The following is a 17,993-nucleotide window of genomic DNA, read 5'->3' on the forward strand; positions in this document are numbered from 1 at the left end:
GGGCGGCCGGCGCGCGCCGGCCGCCCCTTCGCGTCCCGTCATCAGTTGAACAGCACCCGCATGGAGAACGTCACTTCCGTGTCGGTCTGCTTGCCGCTGAGGCCGACGGCGCGCAGCACCTCCAGGTTGGCCTTCTCCTCGCCCCGCATGTTCGCCAGGTAGAGCTTCTCCACCTTGTCCAGGTCGACGAACAGGCCGTACGTGGCCTCGCCCGCGTCAGGGATGGCGGTCTGGAAGGTCTCGCTCTCGCCGAGCGTGCCCTCACCGGCGAGCGTCTTGGCGTACTCGTCGGTGGTCGCCACGGTGAAGACGCCGTCGCCGGCGACCTTGGCGATCTGCACCTGCTGCCCCTGGGCGTTCAGGCTCTGCTGCACCCGGTCCAGGATGGCCTGGGCCTTGGCGGCGTCGGTGGTGATCCGCACGCCCGCCTTGAACTGCTGGGTGTCGAGGCCCTCGCTGTCGACGGCCACGGTGAAATTCTGGCCGAGCACGGTGGCCAGGTCGTCCGGCAGCTTGAGCCCGAACTGGGTCTGCGCCTGCTGCAGGAACGTCTGGAACTCCTGGGACGCCCCGGCCGACTTCTGGATCTCGGCCCACTGCTTGGTGACGATCTTGTCCAGGCCGGAGATCGTGAGCGCGCCCGCGGTCGAGCCCGGCAGCGCGGCCAGGTTCGCGGTCGGCACGTCCTCGCCGCCGGTCAGGTCCTTGGCGCCGCGCAGCACGCCGGCGAGCTCGACGTACCCGCCGTCGAACCGCAGCGCGCCCGCGAACCTGGCGGTCTTGACCTGCTCGACCACCTGCTGCTGCTCGGCGGTCAGCGTCTCGCCCGAGAGCTCGGCGACCTTGCCCATGTGCGCCCAGAACGACAGCACGCCCTGCTCCCCGATGGCGCTCAGGTCGTCGCCGAAGTCGGCGTTGTCGGCCAGCGTGGTCTCCGCGGCCGCGTACTTGTCGGCGTTCTCCTGCGTCTCGGCGACGATCGCGTAGTCCTCGCGGAAGGCCAGGCCGTGCTTGCTCTTCCCCATCATCTTGGCGATGCCGGCCTTGGCGGCTTCCTCGTCCTTCACCTGGATCGCCATCGCGACGCCGGGCTCCTCGCCGCCGCTGGGCAGCACGCCGACCCCGACCCGGCTCCCGAGCCACGGGTCGATGTCCTTGGCGAAGTCGACGTCCTTGAGGCTGTTGTCGCTCTCCTTCAGGGAGTCGAAGAAAGCCTTGCGCGGGTCGTCGCCCTGGAAGGTGTCCTTGGTGGTGGAGAACTTCTGCGCGATCTGGAACAGGGCCAGCTTCTGGTTGGCGGCCGGGTCGAGGTCCAGGCGGACGTAGGCGATGGCGTCGGCGGGTAGCACGTCGTGCGGCTGCGTGCCGCCGCCGCCGAGGAACGAGCCCACGGCCCAGGCGCCGCCGCCGAAGAGCACCACGGCGAGCGCCGCCGCGACGGCGATCACCCAGCCCTTGCGGCCCTTCTTGGGCGGCTCGCCGCCGTGGCCGGGGAAATCCTGGCCCGGGGCCTGCCAGCCGAGCTGCTCCTGCTGCCCGTAACCCTGCTGTCCAAAGCTCTGCTGCCCGTAGCCCTGCTGCTGACCGTACTGCTGCTGCTGGCCGTACTGGGGCTGCTGGCCGTACTCAGGCTGCTGGCCGTATTGGGGCTGGCCGTACTGGGGTTGCCCGTACTGCTGCGGGTCGTAGCCGGGCTGGCCGCCGTGCGGAGGCTGCTGCCCGTAGGACGCCTGCTGCCCGTAAGGGGACTGCTGACCTGGGTCGGCCTGCTGACCGTACTGCGGCTGACCGTACTGGGGCTGCTGGCCGTACGGGGCCTGCTGCTGGTACGGCTGCTGCGGGGGATACGGCTGGCCGTGAGACATAGGCGTCGTCGGCGGGTTCTCGGGCTGCTGCTCCTGATTCCACCGGAACGCTGTCGTCCGGTCAGGATCCTGCCCCGGCGGGGGATTATTCGCAGACATCACTCAACTCACAGTGTGGACATTTAAATCACACAGAAGGTAGCTGATGTTGCTAGACCCCCGCTTGCAATGCGCTGAAGTGTGCAGGCGGCCCGGTTTGGGGCGGGTTTCTGGATGTACAGTATGAACTCACTAGAATATAGTTCCGTACTTGAGGCAGGGGCGGATGACCAAGTTCGACGAGGCCACGCAGGCGATCCGGGTCGACGAGACCACCTACGACGTCTGCCTCGACCCCGGCTACCAGATCGGCGGCCCGCTCAACGGCGGCTACCTGATGGCGGTGGTCCTGCGGGCGGTGGTCGACGACTCGCCGTTCGCGCACCCGGTGAGCACCACCGCGCAGTTCCTCAAGGCTCCCGTGCCAGGGCCCGCCACCGTACGCGTCGAGCGGATCAAGACCGGCAAGACCGCCGCGTTCACCCGCGCCACCCTCGTCCAGGACGGCGTCGCGCAGATCGAGACCCTCGTCACCACCGCCACCCTGACCAACGCCGATCCCGTCTACGCCGACGGGCCCGCGCACGCCATGCCGCCCCTGGAGGAGTGCGTCAAGCTGCCGGACCCCAAGCCCGAGTCGAACATGAACATGAACGCCCAGGTGGAGGTCGTGTTCGACCCGCCGAGCATCGGCTGGCTCTCCGGCGCGCCCGCCGGTCGGCCCGAGTCGCGCGCCTACTTCCGGATGGCCGAGCCGCAGGACCCCGACCCGTTCGTGCTGGCGGTGGCCGTGGACGCGCTGCCGCCCGTGGTGTTCTCCGCCGGCCTGCGCGGCTGGGCGCCGACCGTCGAGCTCACCTGGCACCTGCGCGCGCTGCCCGCCCCCGGCTGGCTCACCGTGCTGGCCGGCGGGCGGCTCGTCGCCGACGGCTGGTTCGACGAGGACGCGGAGGTGTGGGACTCGACGGGCCGCCTGGTGGCGCAGTCGCGGCAGCTGGCACGGGTGGGGCGAGGTTGACACGCGCGCTGTGAGCATTCTTACGCAGTGAAAAGAGCGCAGGTCGCCTACCCTCTGAAGCGTGCCGGACGCGAGTATTGGGATCTTCGACAGCGGGGTGGGCGGCCTCACGGTCGCCCGGGCGATCATCGACCAGCTGCCCCATGAGTCCATCACCTACGTGGCCGACACGGCCCGGCAGCCGTACGGGCCCAAACGCATCGCCGAGGTGCGCGCCTACGCCCTGGAGGTGATGGACCACCTCGTCGAGCACGACGTCAAGATGCTCGTGATCGCCTGCAACAGCGCCAGCGCCGCCGTGCTGCGCGACGCCCGCGAGCGCTACGACGTGCCCGTCGTCGAGGTGATCCAGCCCGCCACCCGGCGGGCGGTGCGCGCCACCCGCAACGGCAGGGTCGGTGTGATCGCCACCCGGGCCACGATCGAGTCGATGGCCTACCACGACGCCTTCACCGCCGCTCCCGACGTCCAGCTCACCGGCGTGGCCGCCCCACACCTGGTGTCGTACGTCGAGCGCGGCGAGACGATGAGCGAGCAGCTCATCGAGGTCGTCCGCGGCTACCTGGAGCCCATCCAGGACGCCGGATGCGACACGCTCATCCTCGGCTGCACCCACTACCCGCTGCTCACCGGCGCGATCTCCTATGTCGCGGGCGACGGGGTCACGCTGGTGTCCAGCGCGGACGAGACGGCCAAGGACGTCTACCGCATCCTGCACGACCGCGGCCTGGCGGCCGGCGGCGAGGCCAGCCCCCGGCACCGCTTCCGCGCCACCGGCGACTCCACGCTCTTCGCCCGGCTCGGACGCCGCTTCCTGGGTCCGGAGATCGACGCGGTCGAAGTCGCTCCAGTGGGGGGTACCACCGTCAAGGGAGGCCCGCATGAAAGTGACCATCATCGGCTGCTCGGGAAGTTTTCCCGGCCCTGACAGCCCCGCGTCCTGCTACCTCGTCGAGGCGGAGGGCTTCCGGCTGCTGCTCGACTTCGGCAGCGGGTCCCTGGGAGTGCTCCAGCGCCACATCGGCCTGTACGACGTCGACGCGATCTGCCTGACCCACCTGCACGCCGATCACTGCCTCGACCTGTGCGGCTACCACGTGGCCCGCACCTACGGCCCCGACGCCCCGTACCCGCGGGTGCCCGTCTACGCGCCGGCCGACGCGCCGCGCCGGCTCGCCGCCGCCTACGGCATGCCGGACGAGCCCGGGCTGGAGACCGCCTTCGACTTCGCGGGGCTCGCGCCGGGCACGATCGAGGCCGGCCCGTTCACGGTGACCGCGGCCCTGGTCAACCACCCGGTGGAGGCGTACGGGTTCCGCGTCGAGCACGGCGGGCGCAGCGTCGTCTACTCCGGCGACACCGGCGAGTGCGCCGAGCTGGTCAAGCTGGCCGCCGACGCCGACCTGCTGCTGTGCGAGGCGTCGATGCTCGACGGCCCCGACCTGCCCACCGGGCTCCACCTGTCCGGCCGCCAGGCGGCCGAGCACGCCGCCGAGGCCGGGGCCGGGCGGCTCGTGCTCACCCACCTCGTCCCCTGGAACGACCCGGCCGACGTGCTGGACGACGCCACCCGCGGCGGCTTCTCCGGGCCGATCGAGCTGGCCCGCAGCGGCGCCGTCTACGACCTGGCGTGAGGTCGTGCGGGGCGGGGATAGGCTGATCTGCATGTCGCGACAGGATGGCCGAAACCCCGACCAGCTCCGCCCCATCACCATCACCCGCAACTGGATCACCCACGCGGAGGGGTCCGTGCTGGTGGAGTTCGGCCAGACGCGGGTGCTGTGCGCCGCGTCCGTCCAAGACAGCGTGCCGCGCTGGCGGCGCGGCACCGGCCAGGGCTGGGTGACGGGCGAGTACGCGATGCTCCCGCGCGCCACCAACACCCGCAACGACCGCGAGTCCGTCCGCGGCAAGATCGGCGGACGGACCCACGAGATCTCCCGCCTGATCGGCCGCTCGCTGCGCGCCTGCGTCGACTACAAGGCCCTGGGCGAGAACTCGATCCTGCTCGACTGCGACGTCCTGCAGGCCGACGGCGGCACCAGGACCGCCGCCATCACCGGCGCCTACGTCGCGCTCGCCGACGCCGTCGCCTGGATGCGCGAGCGCAAGATGTGCCCCGGCGACCCGCTCATCGGCTCGGTGTCGGCGGTCTCCGTGGGCGTCGTCGGCTCGGTGCCGATGCTCGACCTCTGCTACGTCGAGGACGTCGCCGCCGAGACCGACATGAACGTCGTCATGACCGGCGAGGGCAGCTTCGTCGAGGTGCAGGGCACCGCCGAGGGCGCCCCGTTCGACCGCGGCGCGCTCGACCGGCTGCTCGACCTCGCCGTGACCGGCTGCGAGGAGCTCACGCTCATCCAGCAGGAGGCGCTGTCCGCATGAGGATCCTGCTCGCCACCCGCAACCCCGGCAAGATCGCCGAGCTGCGGCGCATCCTCGCCGGGTTCGACATCGTGGGGCTGGAGGAGTTCCCGGAGATCGGCGACGTGGCCGAGACCGGCGTCACCTTCGAGGACAACGCCCTGCTCAAGGCCCGCGAGGTGGCCAGGCAGTCGGGCCTGCCCTCGGTGGCCGACGACTCCGGGCTCTGCGTCGACGTGCTCAACGGCATGCCCGGCGTGTTCTCCGCCCGCTGGTCGGGCCGTCACGGCGACGACCAGGCCAACCTCGACCTGCTGCTCGCCCAGGTGTCCGACGTGCCCGACGACAAGCTCACCGCCCACTTCACCTGCGTGGCCGCGCTGTCGCTGCCCTCGGGTGAGTCCAGGGTGGCCGAGGGCGTCCTGCCCGGTCATCTCGTGCGCGCCCCGCGCGGCTCGGGCGGCTTCGGGTACGACCCGATCTTCGTGCCCGACGGCGACAGCCGCACCACGGCCGAGATGACGGCCGGCGAGAAGGACGCGATCTCCCACCGGGGCCGCGCCTTCCGCGCGCTCGCGCCGATCGTGCACGAACTGCTGGCGCCGTAACCATCCCTTAAGACCTGCCGGGCGCCGCGCGGCGTAGCGTCGGAGTCGTGCGAAGTAATCAGGTCACGCCCGTCTGGGCGGGCGCGCTGGCAGGCATCGTGGCGGGCGCCGTGGCGCTCGGCGTCGCGCAGCTCGGCGCGGGGCTGGTACGAGCCTCGTCGTTTCCGGTCCTGGCCGTGGGCGACTGGGTGGTCGACCTGTCGCCGGCGCCGCTGAAGGAGTTCGCGATCCGGACCTTCGGCGAGAACGACAAGAACGTCCTCATCGGCGGCGTGCTCGTGGTGCTCACCCTGATCGCGGCCGGCATCGGCGTCGTGGCCCGGCGCCGCCGCGCGTACGGGACGGCGGGGCTGGCGCTGTTCGGGGTGGTGGGGCTGGTGGCGGTGCTGACCAGGCCCGGCGCGACGGCCGCCGACGCGCTGCCGACGCTGGCGGGGGTGGCGGCGGGCGCCCTGGCCCTGTCCTGGATCCTCCGCCGCGCCACCCCTTCCGTCCGCGAGGTTTCCACCGGGGACGTCGAGCGGCCCGGGGTCATGTGGGCTCCGGGCATGCCGTACGCGTTCGACCGGCGCAGGCTGCTGACCGGGGCTGCCGGGGGAGTGGTGGCCGCCGGGGCCGCCGCCGTCGTGGGCCGTTCGCTCAGTGGTGCTCGCGCCGTCGACGCGGCACGGGTCAACGTCGCGATCCCCGCGCCCGCCGTGCCGGCCCCGCCCCTTCCGGCCGGAGTCGATCTCCGGATCAGGGGCCTGTCGCCGTTCGTCACCCCGAACGCCGACTTCTACCGGGTGGACACCGCGCTCATCGTCCCCCAGGTGGACCCGCGGGCGTGGACCCTGCGCGTGCACGGCCTCGTCGACCGCCCGATCGAGATCACGTACGAGGAGCTGCTCAGGCGCCCGCTCATGGAGGCCGACATCACCCTCGCCTGCGTCTCCAACGAGGTCGGCGGCCCTCTGGTGGGCAACGCGCGCTGGCTCGGGGTGCGGATGGCCGACGTGCTGCGCGAGGCGGGGCTCCGCCCGGAGGCCGACATGCTGCTGTCGACCTCCTCCGACGGCTTCACCTGCGGCACGCCGGTGGACGTCGTCATGGACGGCAGGGACGCCCTGTTCGCCGTCGCGATGAACGGCGAGCCGCTTCCCGTGGCCCACGGTTTCCCGGTGCGGCAGGTGGTGCCGGGTCTGTACGGGTACGTCTCGGCGACCAAGTGGGTGGTGGACGTCAAGGCGACCAGGTTCGACACCGACGAGGCCTACTGGACGCCGCGCGGCTGGTCGGCCAGGGCGCCCATCAAGACGGAGTCCCGGATCGACGTCCCGGCGCCGGGGGCCACGGTGCCGGCGGGCCGCACCACGATCGCGGGCGTCGCCTGGGCTCAGCACAAGGGTGTCGACGCCGTGGAGGTACGGGTCGACCGAGGCGCGTGGCGGGAGGCCCGGCTCGCCCAGGTGCCCGGCCCGGACACCTGGCGGCAGTGGGCGCTCGACTGGGACGCCACGCCGGGGGATCACACGCTCGAAGTACGGGCGACGGACGCGGCCGGATACACCCAGACCGAGCAGCGCGCCCCGGTGATGCCCGACGGCGCCACCGGCTGGCACACGATCGACGTCCACGTCACCTGACTCGTCCGTTGATAGGGGCGTTTGTGCTGGTAGGGCGCCCAGTCCTGGCCGAGAATCTTCCTGACTTTCGCCCCTGCGTCACGCTGTCCGCCCCTACGATCGGTCGTCGAGCAGTGACAGGAGGCAGGACGTGGCCCGCGACCGCAAGTCCGGCGTCCGGTGGGTCCTACCCGAGGGGCAGTACAACCCCGTGGTCGCAGACGGGGTGCGGTGGCTCGACTACGAGAACGCCACTGCCCCCGGACCGCCCGACTCCGAACCGACCGACCCATCCCCGACCGACCCCACGGGTGGCGGCGAACCCGTCCAGGGCAGCCGCGAAGGCCCCTGGAACTCCGGCCCGCCGCCCGCCCACGCGACGCTCCGGCCTGCCGCGAGCCCGCGCCCGGAGGAGCACGCCGAGAGCCCCGGCAACCGGCTCGCCGACGGCCCGTCCCGTTCCTGGCGCGATGACCGGAATCCTGACGTTTCGGTACGCCGGCGGGACCGCGACGACCGGAACTCTGACGCCCCGGTGTGGCGGCGGGACACCGACGGCGATGCTCCGCCCGTGACGTGGCGTGGTGAGGATGCTGATGGTTCGCCCACCAGCAGTCCTGGTCAGCGGGACAGCGATAGTGCTGGCGATCCCTCTGCGGGGGATCCGACGTGGGGTGGTGGTGCGGATTCTGATGGTTCGCCCATCGGAGGTGCTGGTCAGCGAGGTGGCGCGAGTGCCGCGCCGCATATTGAGGGCACGGCGGGGCGTGGGAATGACGGTCTCCCTGCTGGAAGGTCGTTTCGGTGGGGCGATGCGGGACGGGACGGTTCGCCCGTCAGAGGTTTCGGTCAGCGGGGATCGGCGACGGTGGCCGGGGGTTCCGGGTGGCCGGTGCCGCAGGAGAACCTCGCCGATTCGCCTGCTGACGGGAGGGCCGGTACCCAAGGTGACGGGGCGTGGGGGAACGGCGGGTCCGGGAGTGAGATACCCCAGCCTGCCGAGGGTGCCGGGTTCGGCGGTAAGGCAGGGGCTTCGGAGGGTGGCGGTTCGCCGTCGTTCGAGCGGCGTGAAGGTGACGAAGAGGGTGGCGACTCGCGGCCGTTCGAGCGGCCTGAACGCGATGCGAATGGTCAGGGCGTCGCGCCTGCTGTCCCTCCAGTGAGCTTCCTCCAGGCGCGGATGAGGGCCGACGGCGGTGCGCCGGCACCGTCCGCAGGAGAGAGCGGCGGTCCCGTACGGGCAGGTGGGCCGACGTCCTGGCCCGCCACCGCCCGCCCGTACGATCACGAGCCCACCACCGCTCGCCCGTACGATCACCAGCCCGCCACCGCTGGTCCTCTTGATCAGGGGGCGGCGATCGCCGGTCCTCCTGATCACGGGTTGGCGGGCACCGGGCCGGTTGGTCAGGGGGCGGCGACTGCCGGGCCGTCCGGTCGCGGGTCGGTGACTAGGAAACCGTTCGGTCAGGGGTCGGAGACTGCCAAGCCGTTCGATCAGAGGTTGGAGACTGGGGGCCCCTTCGATCAGATGTCGGCGGCTGGCGGGTTCTTCGATCAGGGGTTGCCGGTCGGTGGGGTCTTCGATCAAGGGTTGGCGCCCTGCGGTCCCGGGGCCGATGGGGTGGATGCGGGGGTCAGGCGGGGGGTCGCCGAGTATGACTGGTTCGACTGGCCGCATCGGCCGCCGAAGCTGGCCGGGAGCAGGTCGTACGGGGCGCCGGGCGGGCTGGCGCGGCCGGACCCGCAGGTGGAGCAGGACCTGGCGATGGCGGTGGAGCCGGGCGCCAGGTTCCCGGACCCGCGCGGCACGTGGGTGCGGCTCATCAACGGCGGCGGGCCGGCCGACGACCCGTTCCGGGCCTCGAACGCCGCCGACTGCGCACTGGCCGTGCTGTCCACCTGGCACGGGGAACCGGCCGCCGCGGCGCCGAGGACGCCCGAGTACGACGCCATCGGGCGTCCGCTGGTCACCGGAGAGGCGGGCAGCACGGCGCGGATGGAACGCTGGGCGGGACAGCGCTTCCAGTACGCCGGGCAGGGGCGGCACGCGTACCCCATGCTGGCCCGCCGCCTGCGGGAGGCGGGTCACGGCGCGTCGGCGATCATCGTGGTCCGCTGGCCCGCCGGCGGGTCGCACGCCTGGAACGCGGTCAACTACCTGGACGAGGTCATCTGGATCGACGCCCAGCGTGGTCACATGGCCGTCGAACCCCTCTACACCACCGTGACCGGGGTGTTCTGCGTCATCCTCGACAGGCAGGGGCAGCCGCGATGAACCTCGACCAGGCCAGGGCGCTGGCGGAGGAGTACTTCAACGGGGTGCGCCCGCAGGAGGAGGCGCTGCCGGTGGGGATCTACGGGTTCGGTGACGGGTACGTGGCGTGGGCGCGCGAGCCGGAGCCCGACGACCCGGCCCGGTTGCCGGACACGATCGGCGGCGGGTGCGTCGTCATCGACAGGTCCTCGGGAGAGGTGGTGGCCCGCCCTCTGCTGGACCCGGAGTCGGTCGCCGACCTCTGGCCCGGCCGCCACCCTCGCTGAGCGCTGCCATACGAAGTACGGAAAAAGCGCCCCTCCGTCATAGAAACGCTGGAAACTAGGGCAAGGCCGGGCGTCGCCCCCATGGACGCCCGGCCTCCCTCGGGCACGCGAGAGCGAAGGTCCCGCGCGCAACCGAGCTACACATATCCGGATTTGACCGCCTATAACTGATTTATCCGGGTTTGTGGCTAGAAGGGTCAGCCTGCCAGCGATCCCACGATCGACGCCCTGGCCGCACGCCGGCCCGGCAGCACCGCGGCCACCATGCCCGCCACCCCCGACAGCAGCACGAACAGCCCGATCTGCCACGGCGACGCGGTGAAGACCGCCCCGTCCAGCATCGCCCGCATGGCCGCCCATCCGAACACCAGGCCGAGCGCCACCCCGACCACCGCGCCGATGAGCCCGAACACCAGCGCCTCCACCGACAGCATCCGCCGCAGCTGCGCCCTGGTCAGCCCGAGCGCCCGCAGCAGCGCCGACTCCCTGGCCCGTTCGTGCACCGACAGGGAGAGCGTGTTGGCGATGCCGAGCAGCGAGATGAGGATCGACAGCCCGAGCAGCCCGGTGATGATCATCAGCAGCATGTCCAGCGTCTGGTCGAACTCCTCGCGCACCTCGGTCGAGCTCTGCACCTGGACCGTCGGGTGGGCGGCCGTGGCCGCCTCCACCACGGCCCGCGCCCGCTCGGGCGCCACGTCGTCCGCGATATCGATCAGCACCCGGCTGTCCTGGACGTCGCCGAACAGCTCCGCGAACTGCCCCGGGGCCAGGGCGAGCGTCGGCAGCGGCGACTCGTCGTCCACGACCGCCACCACCTCCAGCGGCACCGCCCCGGAGCCCGGGCCGACCCGTACCGTGTCGCCGACCCCCACGCGCAGGTCCCGCGCGGCGTGCGCGGCCACCGCCACCTGCCCGGCGGCCAGTTCGGGCAGCGCGCCGGAGACCAGCTTCGGGCTGATCGGACCCTCGTACGTGCCGACCCGCACCCTGACACCGCCCACTGTCGCGGCGGTGTCGCGGACCCGCAGCACGGCGGCGAACTCCGGCCGGTCCTTCAGCTCCTCGCCGACCGACCGGGGGATGCCTCCCTCGCGGCCCTGGGTCATGAGCGCGTAGTCCACGGGGAACTGCTCGTCCAGCTTGTCCGTGACCGTCGCCCGGGTGGACGCGGTGACCACCGAGATCAGCGTCATCAGCGTCACCCCGATCGTCAGCGCCACGGTCGTGGTCGCGGCCCGCTTGGGGTTGCGGCCCGAGTTGTCCACGGCCAGCCGCCCCGGCACCCCGAACAGCTTGGCCGGGACCCAGCCGAGCACCGCGCTCAGCGGCCTGACCAGCACCGGCCCCAGGATCAGCACCCCGAGGAAGGTCAGCACGCCGCCCGCCATCACCACGAACAGCGAGGTCTGCTCGCCCGGCGGCAGCACCAGCGCCCCGGCGCCCCCCGCGCCGAGCCCCGCCAGCAGGAACAGGGCGGCGAAGACCACCCGCGGCGCGCCCGTGCGGAACGTCCGCTCCTCCACCTGCGTGCGCAGCGCGGCCACCGGCGCGACCCGGGTGGCGGTCCGCGCGGGCAGCACCGCGGCGCCGACGGTGACGGCCAGGCCCACGCCCAGGCCCACGGCGATGGTCTCCGGCGACAGCGCGAGCGCCGCCTCGGTCGGCAGCGGCGCGTCGAGGGCGCCCAGGACCGCGAGCGTGAGCGCGCCCAGCCCGTATCCGGCCGCGAGCCCGGTCACCGACGCCACCACGGCGACCACCGCCGACTCGATCAGGACCGAGCCGAACACCTGCCCCCGGGTGGCCCCGATGCAGCGCAGCAGCGCCATCTCGCGGGTGCGCTGCGCCACCAGGATGCCGAACGTGTTGTAGATGACCAGCGCGGCCACCAACATCGCCACCAGCCCGAACATGAGCAGCCCGACCGTCAGCGTGCGCATCTCCAACCCGGCCTGCCTGGCCAGGTCGGCGGCCAGTTCCTCGCCGGTCAGCACCTCGTGCCCGGCGCCCGCGGCCGCCGCCACGGCAGGCTTGAGCGCGGCCGGGTCGTCCCCGGCGACGTCGATCTCGGCGAAGCCCTTGGCGCCGGTCATCCGCTGCGCCGTGGCCGTGGTGAAGCCGACCGCGCCCGTGTAGGCGAGCTCCTGGTCGAGGCCCGGGTCCAGAAGGCCGACGAGCCGGAACACGTGCTCGCGCCGCCCGCTGTCGAGCACCTTGATCGTGTCGCCGACCCGGAAGCCCGCGGCCTCGGCCGTGTTCTCGTCGAGCACCGCCGCGTGGTCGTCGGAGCCGGGGCCGGTGCCGCTGACGATCGTCGTGCGGTCCAGCGCCCCAGGGACGATCGACACGGCCGTGGTCGGCATGCCGCCGACCGCCTTGCCGTCCTGGCCCAGCAGCGGCGCGCTGCCCCGTACCAGCCCCACGGCCTCGCGCACGCCCGGCACGGCGCGCACCCGCTCCAGCACCTCCGGCCCGATCCGCTCGCCGGGACCTTCCGGCAGTACGGCGACCGCGACCTTCTCGGCGTCGGCCGTGACCCGCTCGGCGAACCCGGCCTGGATGGTGTCGTTCAGCACGAACGTGCCGGCGATGAACGCCACCCCCAGCATGATCGCCAGGGAGGTGAGCAGCAGCCGGAGCCGGTGCGCGCGCAGCCCGGCGAGAGCCGTCCTCAGCACCTCACGCCTCCAGCTTCATCAGCGTGTCCAGCACCGTCTGCGGCGTGGGCGCGGACAGCTCGTCCACCAGCCGGCCGTCACGCAGGAACACCGCCCGGTCGGCGTACGAGGCCGCCATCGGGTCGTGCGTCACCATGACGATCGTCTGCCCCAGCTCGCGCACCGACGTGCGCAGGAACGACAGCACCTCCGCGCCGCTGCGCGAGTCCAGGTTGCCCGTCGGCTCGTCCGCGAAGATCACCTGCGGCTTGCTGATCAGCGCCCTGGCCACCGCGACCCGCTGCTGCTGGCCGCCGGACAGCTCCGCCGGCCGGTGCCCCAGCCGGTCGCGCAGCCCCACGGTGTCGATCACCCGGTCGTACAGCACCTGGTCGGGCCGGCGGTCGGCGATCCGCAGCGGCAGCAGGATGTTCTCCTCGGCGCTCAGCGTGGGCAGCAGGTTGAACGCCTGGAACACGAAGCCGATCCGCTCCCTGCGCAGCAGCGTGAGCCGCTTGTCGCTGAGCCCGGTCAGCTCCACCTCGCCGACGCGCACGGTCCCGGAGGTGGCCGTGTCGAGGCCCGCCAGGCAGTGCATCAGCGTGGACTTGCCCGAGCCCGACGGGCCCATGATGGCCGTGAAGGCGCCGGTGCCGAAGGACACGTCCACCTCGCGCAGCGCGTGCACCCGGGCGTCGCCCTCGCCGTACACCTTGGTCAGCGCCTCGGCCACCACGGCGGGGTGCCGGGTCTTCGTGAAAGTCACGTCCACTCCTCGTCGGGATCTGAAGAACGCGACTCACGCTATGGCCGGAAATTTCGTGATCTATGGGCCCTGAGGAGGGACTTCTCCTGCGACGCCAGACGACCCCACTCAGCCGTTCGGCCGATGCGACGGCACGATCAGGCCCGCCTCGTACGCGTACACCACGACCTGCGCCCGGTCCCGCAGCCCCAGCTTGGCCAGCACCCGCCCCAGATGCGTCTTCACCGTGGCCTCCGCCACCTCCAGCTCGGCGGAGATCTCCAGGTTGGAGCGCCCTCGCGCCACCATCAGCAGCACCTCACGCTCGCGCGGCGTCAGCTCCGCCGCCGCGGCCGGCGCCTCCGACGGCAGGTGGACGGCGAACCGGTCGAGCATCCGCTTCAGCGTGCGCGGCGACACCACCGCGTCACCCGCGTGCACCGAACGGATCGCGCTCACCAGCTCCGCCGGCGGCACGTCCTTCAGCAGGAAGCCCGAGGCCCCCGCCCTGATGGCCGCGAACGCGTACTCGTCCAGGTCGAACGTCGTCAGGATGAGCACCTTCGGCCCTCTGATGTGGCCGATCGCCTCCACCCCGTCCATGCGCGGCATGCGCACGTCCATGAGCACCACGTCCACCTCGACGGAGCGCAGCAGCTCCACCGCCCGCAGCCCGTCGCCCGCCTCGGCGACCACCTCGATGTCGGGCTGCGCGCCCAGGACCATGCGGAACCCGGCCCGCAGCAGCTCCTGGTCGTCCACCAGCATCACCCGGATCACCTGGTCCACCCCGACCTCCCTAAGCCGCCCTGACCCGCGGCACCGGCAGCCTGGCCAGCACCTCGAAGCCGCCACTCGGCCGCGGCCCCGCCGTGACCTCGCCGCCGTACATGCCGACCCGCTCCCGCATCCCCACCAGCCCGTGGCCGCCGGAGGCGAGCGGCGCCGCCGCCCCCCTGCCGTCATCGGTCACCCGCACCACCAGCTCGGAGCCGCGGCAATCCAGCTCCACCACGGCGCGCGCGTCCGGGCCGCCGTGCTTGAGCGCGTTCGTCAGCGCCTCCTGGACGATGCGGTAGACGGCGAGCTGCACCCCCTCCGGCAGCTCGCCCGGCGTGCCTGTGACCCGCAGCGTGGCCGGCACGCCCGCCCCGCGCACCAGGTCCTCCAACTGCGCCAGCCCCGGCTGCGGCGTGTAGTCGGTGCCGCCGCCCGCGCCCTCGTCCTCCCTGAGCACGCCCACCAGCCTGCGCATCTCCGCAAGGGCCTCCCGTCCGGTACGGGAGATCGTCCGCACCGCCAGCCGGGCCTGCTCCGGGTCGGAGGCGATCGCGTAACCCGCGCCGTCGGCCTGCACCACCATGACGCTCACATGGTGGGCCACCACGTCGTGCAGCTCCCTGGCGATCCGCGCCCGCTCGGCCGCCGCTGCCATCTTGGCCCGCTGGTCGCGCTCCAGCTCCGCCCGCCTGGCCCGCTCCTCCAGGCTCTCCAGGTAACGCCTGCGCGTGCTCGCGTACAGCCCGGCCAGCCAGACCGTCACCACGAGGATCGAACCGGTCGTGAACATGCCCAGCGTGGGCGTGTCCCACCGCACCAGCGCCAGGAACACCCCCAGCTCGGCCACCAGCAGGGCGGCCAGCGCCCACCGGAACGAGCTCCGCGCGGCCACCGCCCAGAGCGCCACCAGCACCACGAAGTTGGCCGGCAGCACGTCCACGCTCGCCGCCCACTGGCCGAAGCTCACCAGCGCGACACCCGCGAACGCCGCCACCGGCCGCCGCCACCACACGAACAGCGGCGCCAGCAGCACCAGCGTCAAGAAGACGTAGCCGGTCACCCCGCCGGGCTCGTAGAACACCTGCGGGACCGCCGGCAGCAGGCACAGCACCGCGACGGGCGCCACCCGGAGGGCGTCCATCAGCCTCCCGCGGCGCGCCGACCACGCCCTCACCTTGCCGAACACATCCTCACGATACGGATGCCGCCAACCACTCGGCTCAGCCTTGAGGGGGAAGTACGCGTACAACCCAGGTCTTACGCCACGCTTACGGGTGCTGCGGCAATCTAGTTCCCGGGAGCGCCCTCCGGGGCGAGTAAAGGGAGATCGTGATGGCGGATCATGATCGTGACGCCGGGTCGCGCGGTGAAGAGGAGCCACCGCGCGACCCGAACCGCCGGGACACCCGCCCCACGCCTTACGGTGAGCTCGGGCCGGGCCCGTACTCCGGCCCCGGCTGGGGCCCCCTGCCCGCACCGCCCGCCAAGCCCACCCTCCGCGACTTCCTGCGCCGCAAGCAGACCCAGGTCGTCGGCGCCGGCCTCGCCGGCCTCGTCGTGGGCGGCCTCATCGGCGGCGGCGCCGTCGCCCTGACCGGCGCCCTCTGGGCCCGCCCCGGCCCGGCGGACTCCTGGCAGCGGCCCGGCGAGCGCCCACCGGTCTGCCTCCGCATCGAGGGCCGCGTCATCTGCGACCTCCAACCGGCGCCCCTCCCGACGCGCGTCGGCTAGATCCCCAGGTTCTCCGATCCGATACGGGGAATGAACCCGTGGCAGCCGAACCCCGGGAACACCATGCCGACACAAGAGCCCATCACGCCCGCCCAGTCCGGAGCGTCCGACCAGCCCCTCATCGCCCTCGTGCCCGAGCCGCGCGGCCTCGACGCGCTCGCCGCCGTCGACGGGGTCACCGCGCTCCTGTACGACGTGCGCGACGAACCGCCAGAAGGCGCCGAGGCGGCCGAGGTCATGGTCATCCCCTCCCGCCCGGTGGACCGCGTGCTCGCCCTCGTCGACCGGCTGCCCGCGCTCCGGCTCGTGCAGACGCTCAGCGCCGGCACCGACAACTGGACCGGCCGCCTGCCCGCCCACGTCACCCTGTCGAACGCGCGCGGCGCCCACGGCCCCGCCGTCGCCGAATGGGCCGCCGCCACCCTGCTGGCCGTCGCCCGCGACCTGCCCGCCTTCGCCGCCGACCAGGCCGCCGCCCGCTGGAACCCGCACGTCGCCGAGACGCTCTGGGACAAGCGGGTGCTCATCCTCGGCGCCGGCGACCTCGGCGTCCAGCTCCGCGCCCGCCTGGAGCCGTTCGGCCCGCACATCACGATGATGGCCCGCCACCCCCGCCCCGGCGTCGTCACCATGGCCGACCTCCCGGCCCTCCTGCCTGCCCAGGACGTGGTCGCCCTCATGCTGCCCCTCACCCCCGACACCCACCACCTGGCCGACAAGGACTTCCTCGCGGCCATGAAGGACGGCGCCATCCTCCTCAACGCGGCCCGCGGCCCCGTCGTCGACACCCAGGCCCTGCTCGCCGAGACCCGCACCGGCCGCCTGCGCGCCATCCTCGACGTCACCGACCCCGAACCCCTGCCCCCGGACCACCCCCTCTGGCACACCCCCGGGGTCCTCATCACCCCGCACGTGGCAGGCGACGTCCCCCAGGCGGACGCCCGCGCCTGGCAGGTGGCCGCCGCTCAGATAGCCCAGTACGCCCGCGGTGAACGACCGGCCAACATCGTGTCGTGATCGACTGTCGGTGACCGTTTCTATGCTCCTCGCATGTCGTACGGCCGAATCGATCCCGAAGAACTGGCCCTGCACGTCCGACGAGCTCGTTCCGTGACCGAAGTGCTCGCCCTGCTCGGACGGCGCGGTTCCGGCGGCGCCCGGGCGAGCATGCGCCGCACGATAGACAGGCTGGGCTTGGACACCTCGCATTTCCGCCGGAGATCGGCCTACACCTACACACCCGAGGTCCTCGCCGAGGCGGTGGCGGCGTCGGCGAGCGTCAACGGCGTCCTCGATCACCTGGGTGTGCCGCGCAGCGGTGGCGCGCACGCACATATCAGCAGGCGCATCAAGGCGGCCGGTCTCGACATCTCCCACTTCGCCCGCGCCTCGGAAACGGCTGTCGAGCCCCGCGCCATGCCGGACGCCCGAGCCCTGGCCGAGGCCGCGGCGGGCGCCAGGAGCATGCGCGAGGTCCTGCGTCGCCTCGGCCTGCCCGAGCGCACCACGACACGTGATGAGATCCGCCGGAGGCTGAGCGCGTCCGGCGTTCCCGTCCCCGGCGGATACCGGCGCCTCCGGCTCAGCCCTCCGGCGGTCGCCGAAGCCGTCAGGACCTCCCGGTCGGTCGCGGAGGTGATCCGCCTCCTGGGCCTACCCGCCGACGAGACGAACCGGCGTCGGGTGCTGCGGTGCATCGACCGCCACGGCATCGACATGTCCCACTTCACCCGCCGGTCAGACCCTCCGCCGCGCTCACGGAGCGATCCGGCGGCCGTCCTCGTGCGGCGTCCGCCCGGCTCTGGCCGCGTCCGCGGGGCGCTGCTCCGCCGAGTGCTCCGGGACATCGGCGTGCCGGTCGCGTGCGTACGGTGCGGAACGGGCGAGACGTGGCAGGGTGCTCCCTTGACCCTGGAAGTGGATCACGTGAACGGCGATCCGCTGGACAACCGGCGAGAGAATCTCAGATTGCTGTGTCCGAACTGTCATGCGCAGACGCCGACGTACGCGGGGCGGAATCGTGGGGCGCGGCGATGAG

Annotated in this window: 16 protein-coding genes; 11 read left to right on the plus strand and 5 right to left on the minus strand. The window is 72.5% G+C overall.

The window, feature by feature from the left end; all coding sequences use genetic code 11:
• Positions 1–41 precede the first annotated feature (41 nt).
• A complete protein-coding gene (locus ACZ6YG_RS22745) occupies positions 42–1,865 on the minus strand; it encodes a DUF3352 domain-containing protein (protein WP_466019120.1) in 1,824 nt (607 codons plus the stop codon).
• 265 nt (positions 1,866–2,130) lie between these two features.
• On the opposite strand from ACZ6YG_RS22745, the gene ACZ6YG_RS22750 reads away from it, so the two are divergent.
• The 8 genes from ACZ6YG_RS22750 to ACZ6YG_RS22785 all read left to right on the plus strand — a co-directional run bounded on the left by ACZ6YG_RS22750 (position 2,131) and on the right by ACZ6YG_RS22785 (position 10,039).
• Positions 2,131–2,922 carry a thioesterase family protein gene (locus tag ACZ6YG_RS22750; RefSeq protein ID WP_148033865.1) on the plus strand — a complete coding sequence of 264 codons (792 nt, stop codon included), beginning with the start codon at positions 2,131–2,133 and terminating at the stop codon, positions 2,920–2,922.
• A 61-nt stretch (positions 2,923–2,983) separates the two neighbouring features.
• Positions 2,984–3,850 (plus strand): glutamate racemase, encoded by an 867-nt coding sequence (murI, locus tag ACZ6YG_RS22755; RefSeq protein ID WP_397198347.1) that lies wholly within the window; start codon positions 2,984–2,986, stop codon positions 3,848–3,850.
• On the plus strand, positions 3,804–4,556 hold the full coding sequence (locus ACZ6YG_RS22760) for an MBL fold metallo-hydrolase (RefSeq protein ID WP_397198346.1): 753 nt from the start codon (positions 3,804–3,806) through the stop codon (positions 4,554–4,556). Before murI ends, ACZ6YG_RS22760 begins: the two co-directional genes overlap by 47 nt.
• Positions 4,557–4,587: 31 nt before the next feature.
• Complete coding sequence (gene rph, locus ACZ6YG_RS22765) at positions 4,588–5,307, plus strand: ribonuclease PH (protein WP_148033863.1); 720 nt, start codon at positions 4,588–4,590, stop codon at positions 5,305–5,307.
• Complete coding sequence (gene rdgB / locus ACZ6YG_RS22770; RefSeq protein ID WP_397198345.1) at positions 5,304–5,894, plus strand: RdgB/HAM1 family non-canonical purine NTP pyrophosphatase; 591 nt, start codon at positions 5,304–5,306, stop codon at positions 5,892–5,894. The genes rph and rdgB overlap by 4 nt, the downstream gene beginning before the upstream one ends.
• A 47-nt stretch (positions 5,895–5,941) precedes the next feature.
• Positions 5,942–7,519: a molybdopterin-dependent oxidoreductase gene (locus ACZ6YG_RS22775; protein ID WP_466019121.1), complete on the plus strand. Its 1,578-nt coding sequence runs from the start codon at positions 5,942–5,944 to the stop codon at positions 7,517–7,519.
• A 1,600-nt stretch (positions 7,520–9,119) separates the two neighbouring features.
• Positions 9,120–9,773 (plus strand): toxin glutamine deamidase domain-containing protein, encoded by a 654-nt coding sequence (locus tag ACZ6YG_RS22780; protein WP_271279083.1) that lies wholly within the window; start codon positions 9,120–9,122, stop codon positions 9,771–9,773.
• The gene (locus ACZ6YG_RS22785; protein WP_148033860.1) at positions 9,770–10,039 is read left to right on the plus strand and encodes a hypothetical protein; all 270 of its coding nucleotides are present in this window, start codon (positions 9,770–9,772) and stop codon (positions 10,037–10,039) included. The genes ACZ6YG_RS22780 and ACZ6YG_RS22785 overlap by 4 nt, the downstream gene beginning before the upstream one ends.
• 197 nt (positions 10,040–10,236) lie before the next feature.
• On the opposite strand, the gene ACZ6YG_RS22790 is transcribed toward ACZ6YG_RS22785, so the two are convergent.
• The 4 genes from ACZ6YG_RS22790 to ACZ6YG_RS22805 form a co-directional block, all read right to left on the minus strand.
• Positions 10,237–12,720, minus strand: coding sequence for an ABC transporter permease (locus ACZ6YG_RS22790; protein ID WP_466019122.1), 2,484 nt, complete (start codon positions 12,718–12,720; stop codon positions 10,237–10,239).
• Position 12,721: 1 nt separating this feature from the next.
• Positions 12,722–13,465 (minus strand): ABC transporter ATP-binding protein, encoded by a 744-nt coding sequence (locus ACZ6YG_RS22795; RefSeq protein ID WP_466019123.1) that lies wholly within the window; start codon positions 13,463–13,465, stop codon positions 12,722–12,724.
• Positions 13,466–13,573: 108 nt separating this feature from the next.
• Entirely contained in the window at positions 13,574–14,224 is a 651-nt protein-coding gene (locus ACZ6YG_RS22800) for a response regulator transcription factor (RefSeq protein ID WP_466019200.1), read from the minus strand.
• A 19-nt stretch (positions 14,225–14,243) separates the two neighbouring features.
• The gene (locus tag ACZ6YG_RS22805; protein ID WP_466019124.1) at positions 14,244–15,410 is read right to left on the minus strand and encodes a sensor histidine kinase; all 1,167 of its coding nucleotides are present in this window, start codon (positions 15,408–15,410) and stop codon (positions 14,244–14,246) included.
• A 146-nt stretch (positions 15,411–15,556) separates the two neighbouring features.
• Between ACZ6YG_RS22805 and ACZ6YG_RS22810 the strand changes: the two genes are divergently transcribed.
• From ACZ6YG_RS22810 to ACZ6YG_RS22820, 3 genes are all read left to right on the plus strand, one after another.
• On the plus strand, positions 15,557–15,955 hold the full coding sequence (locus ACZ6YG_RS22810; RefSeq protein ID WP_397198342.1) for a hypothetical protein: 399 nt from the start codon (positions 15,557–15,559) through the stop codon (positions 15,953–15,955).
• Between the two features lie 63 nt (positions 15,956–16,018).
• On the plus strand, positions 16,019–16,972 hold the full coding sequence (locus tag ACZ6YG_RS22815; protein WP_466019125.1) for a 2-hydroxyacid dehydrogenase: 954 nt from the start codon (positions 16,019–16,021) through the stop codon (positions 16,970–16,972).
• A gap of 33 nt (positions 16,973–17,005) precedes the next feature.
• Positions 17,006–17,992 carry an HNH endonuclease signature motif containing protein gene (locus ACZ6YG_RS22820; protein WP_466019126.1) on the plus strand — a complete coding sequence of 329 codons (987 nt, stop codon included), beginning with the start codon at positions 17,006–17,008 and terminating at the stop codon, positions 17,990–17,992.
• The last annotated feature ends 1 nt before the right edge of the window (position 17,993 follow it).

This window comes from Nonomuraea sp. NPDC054003, assembly GCF_055585125.1.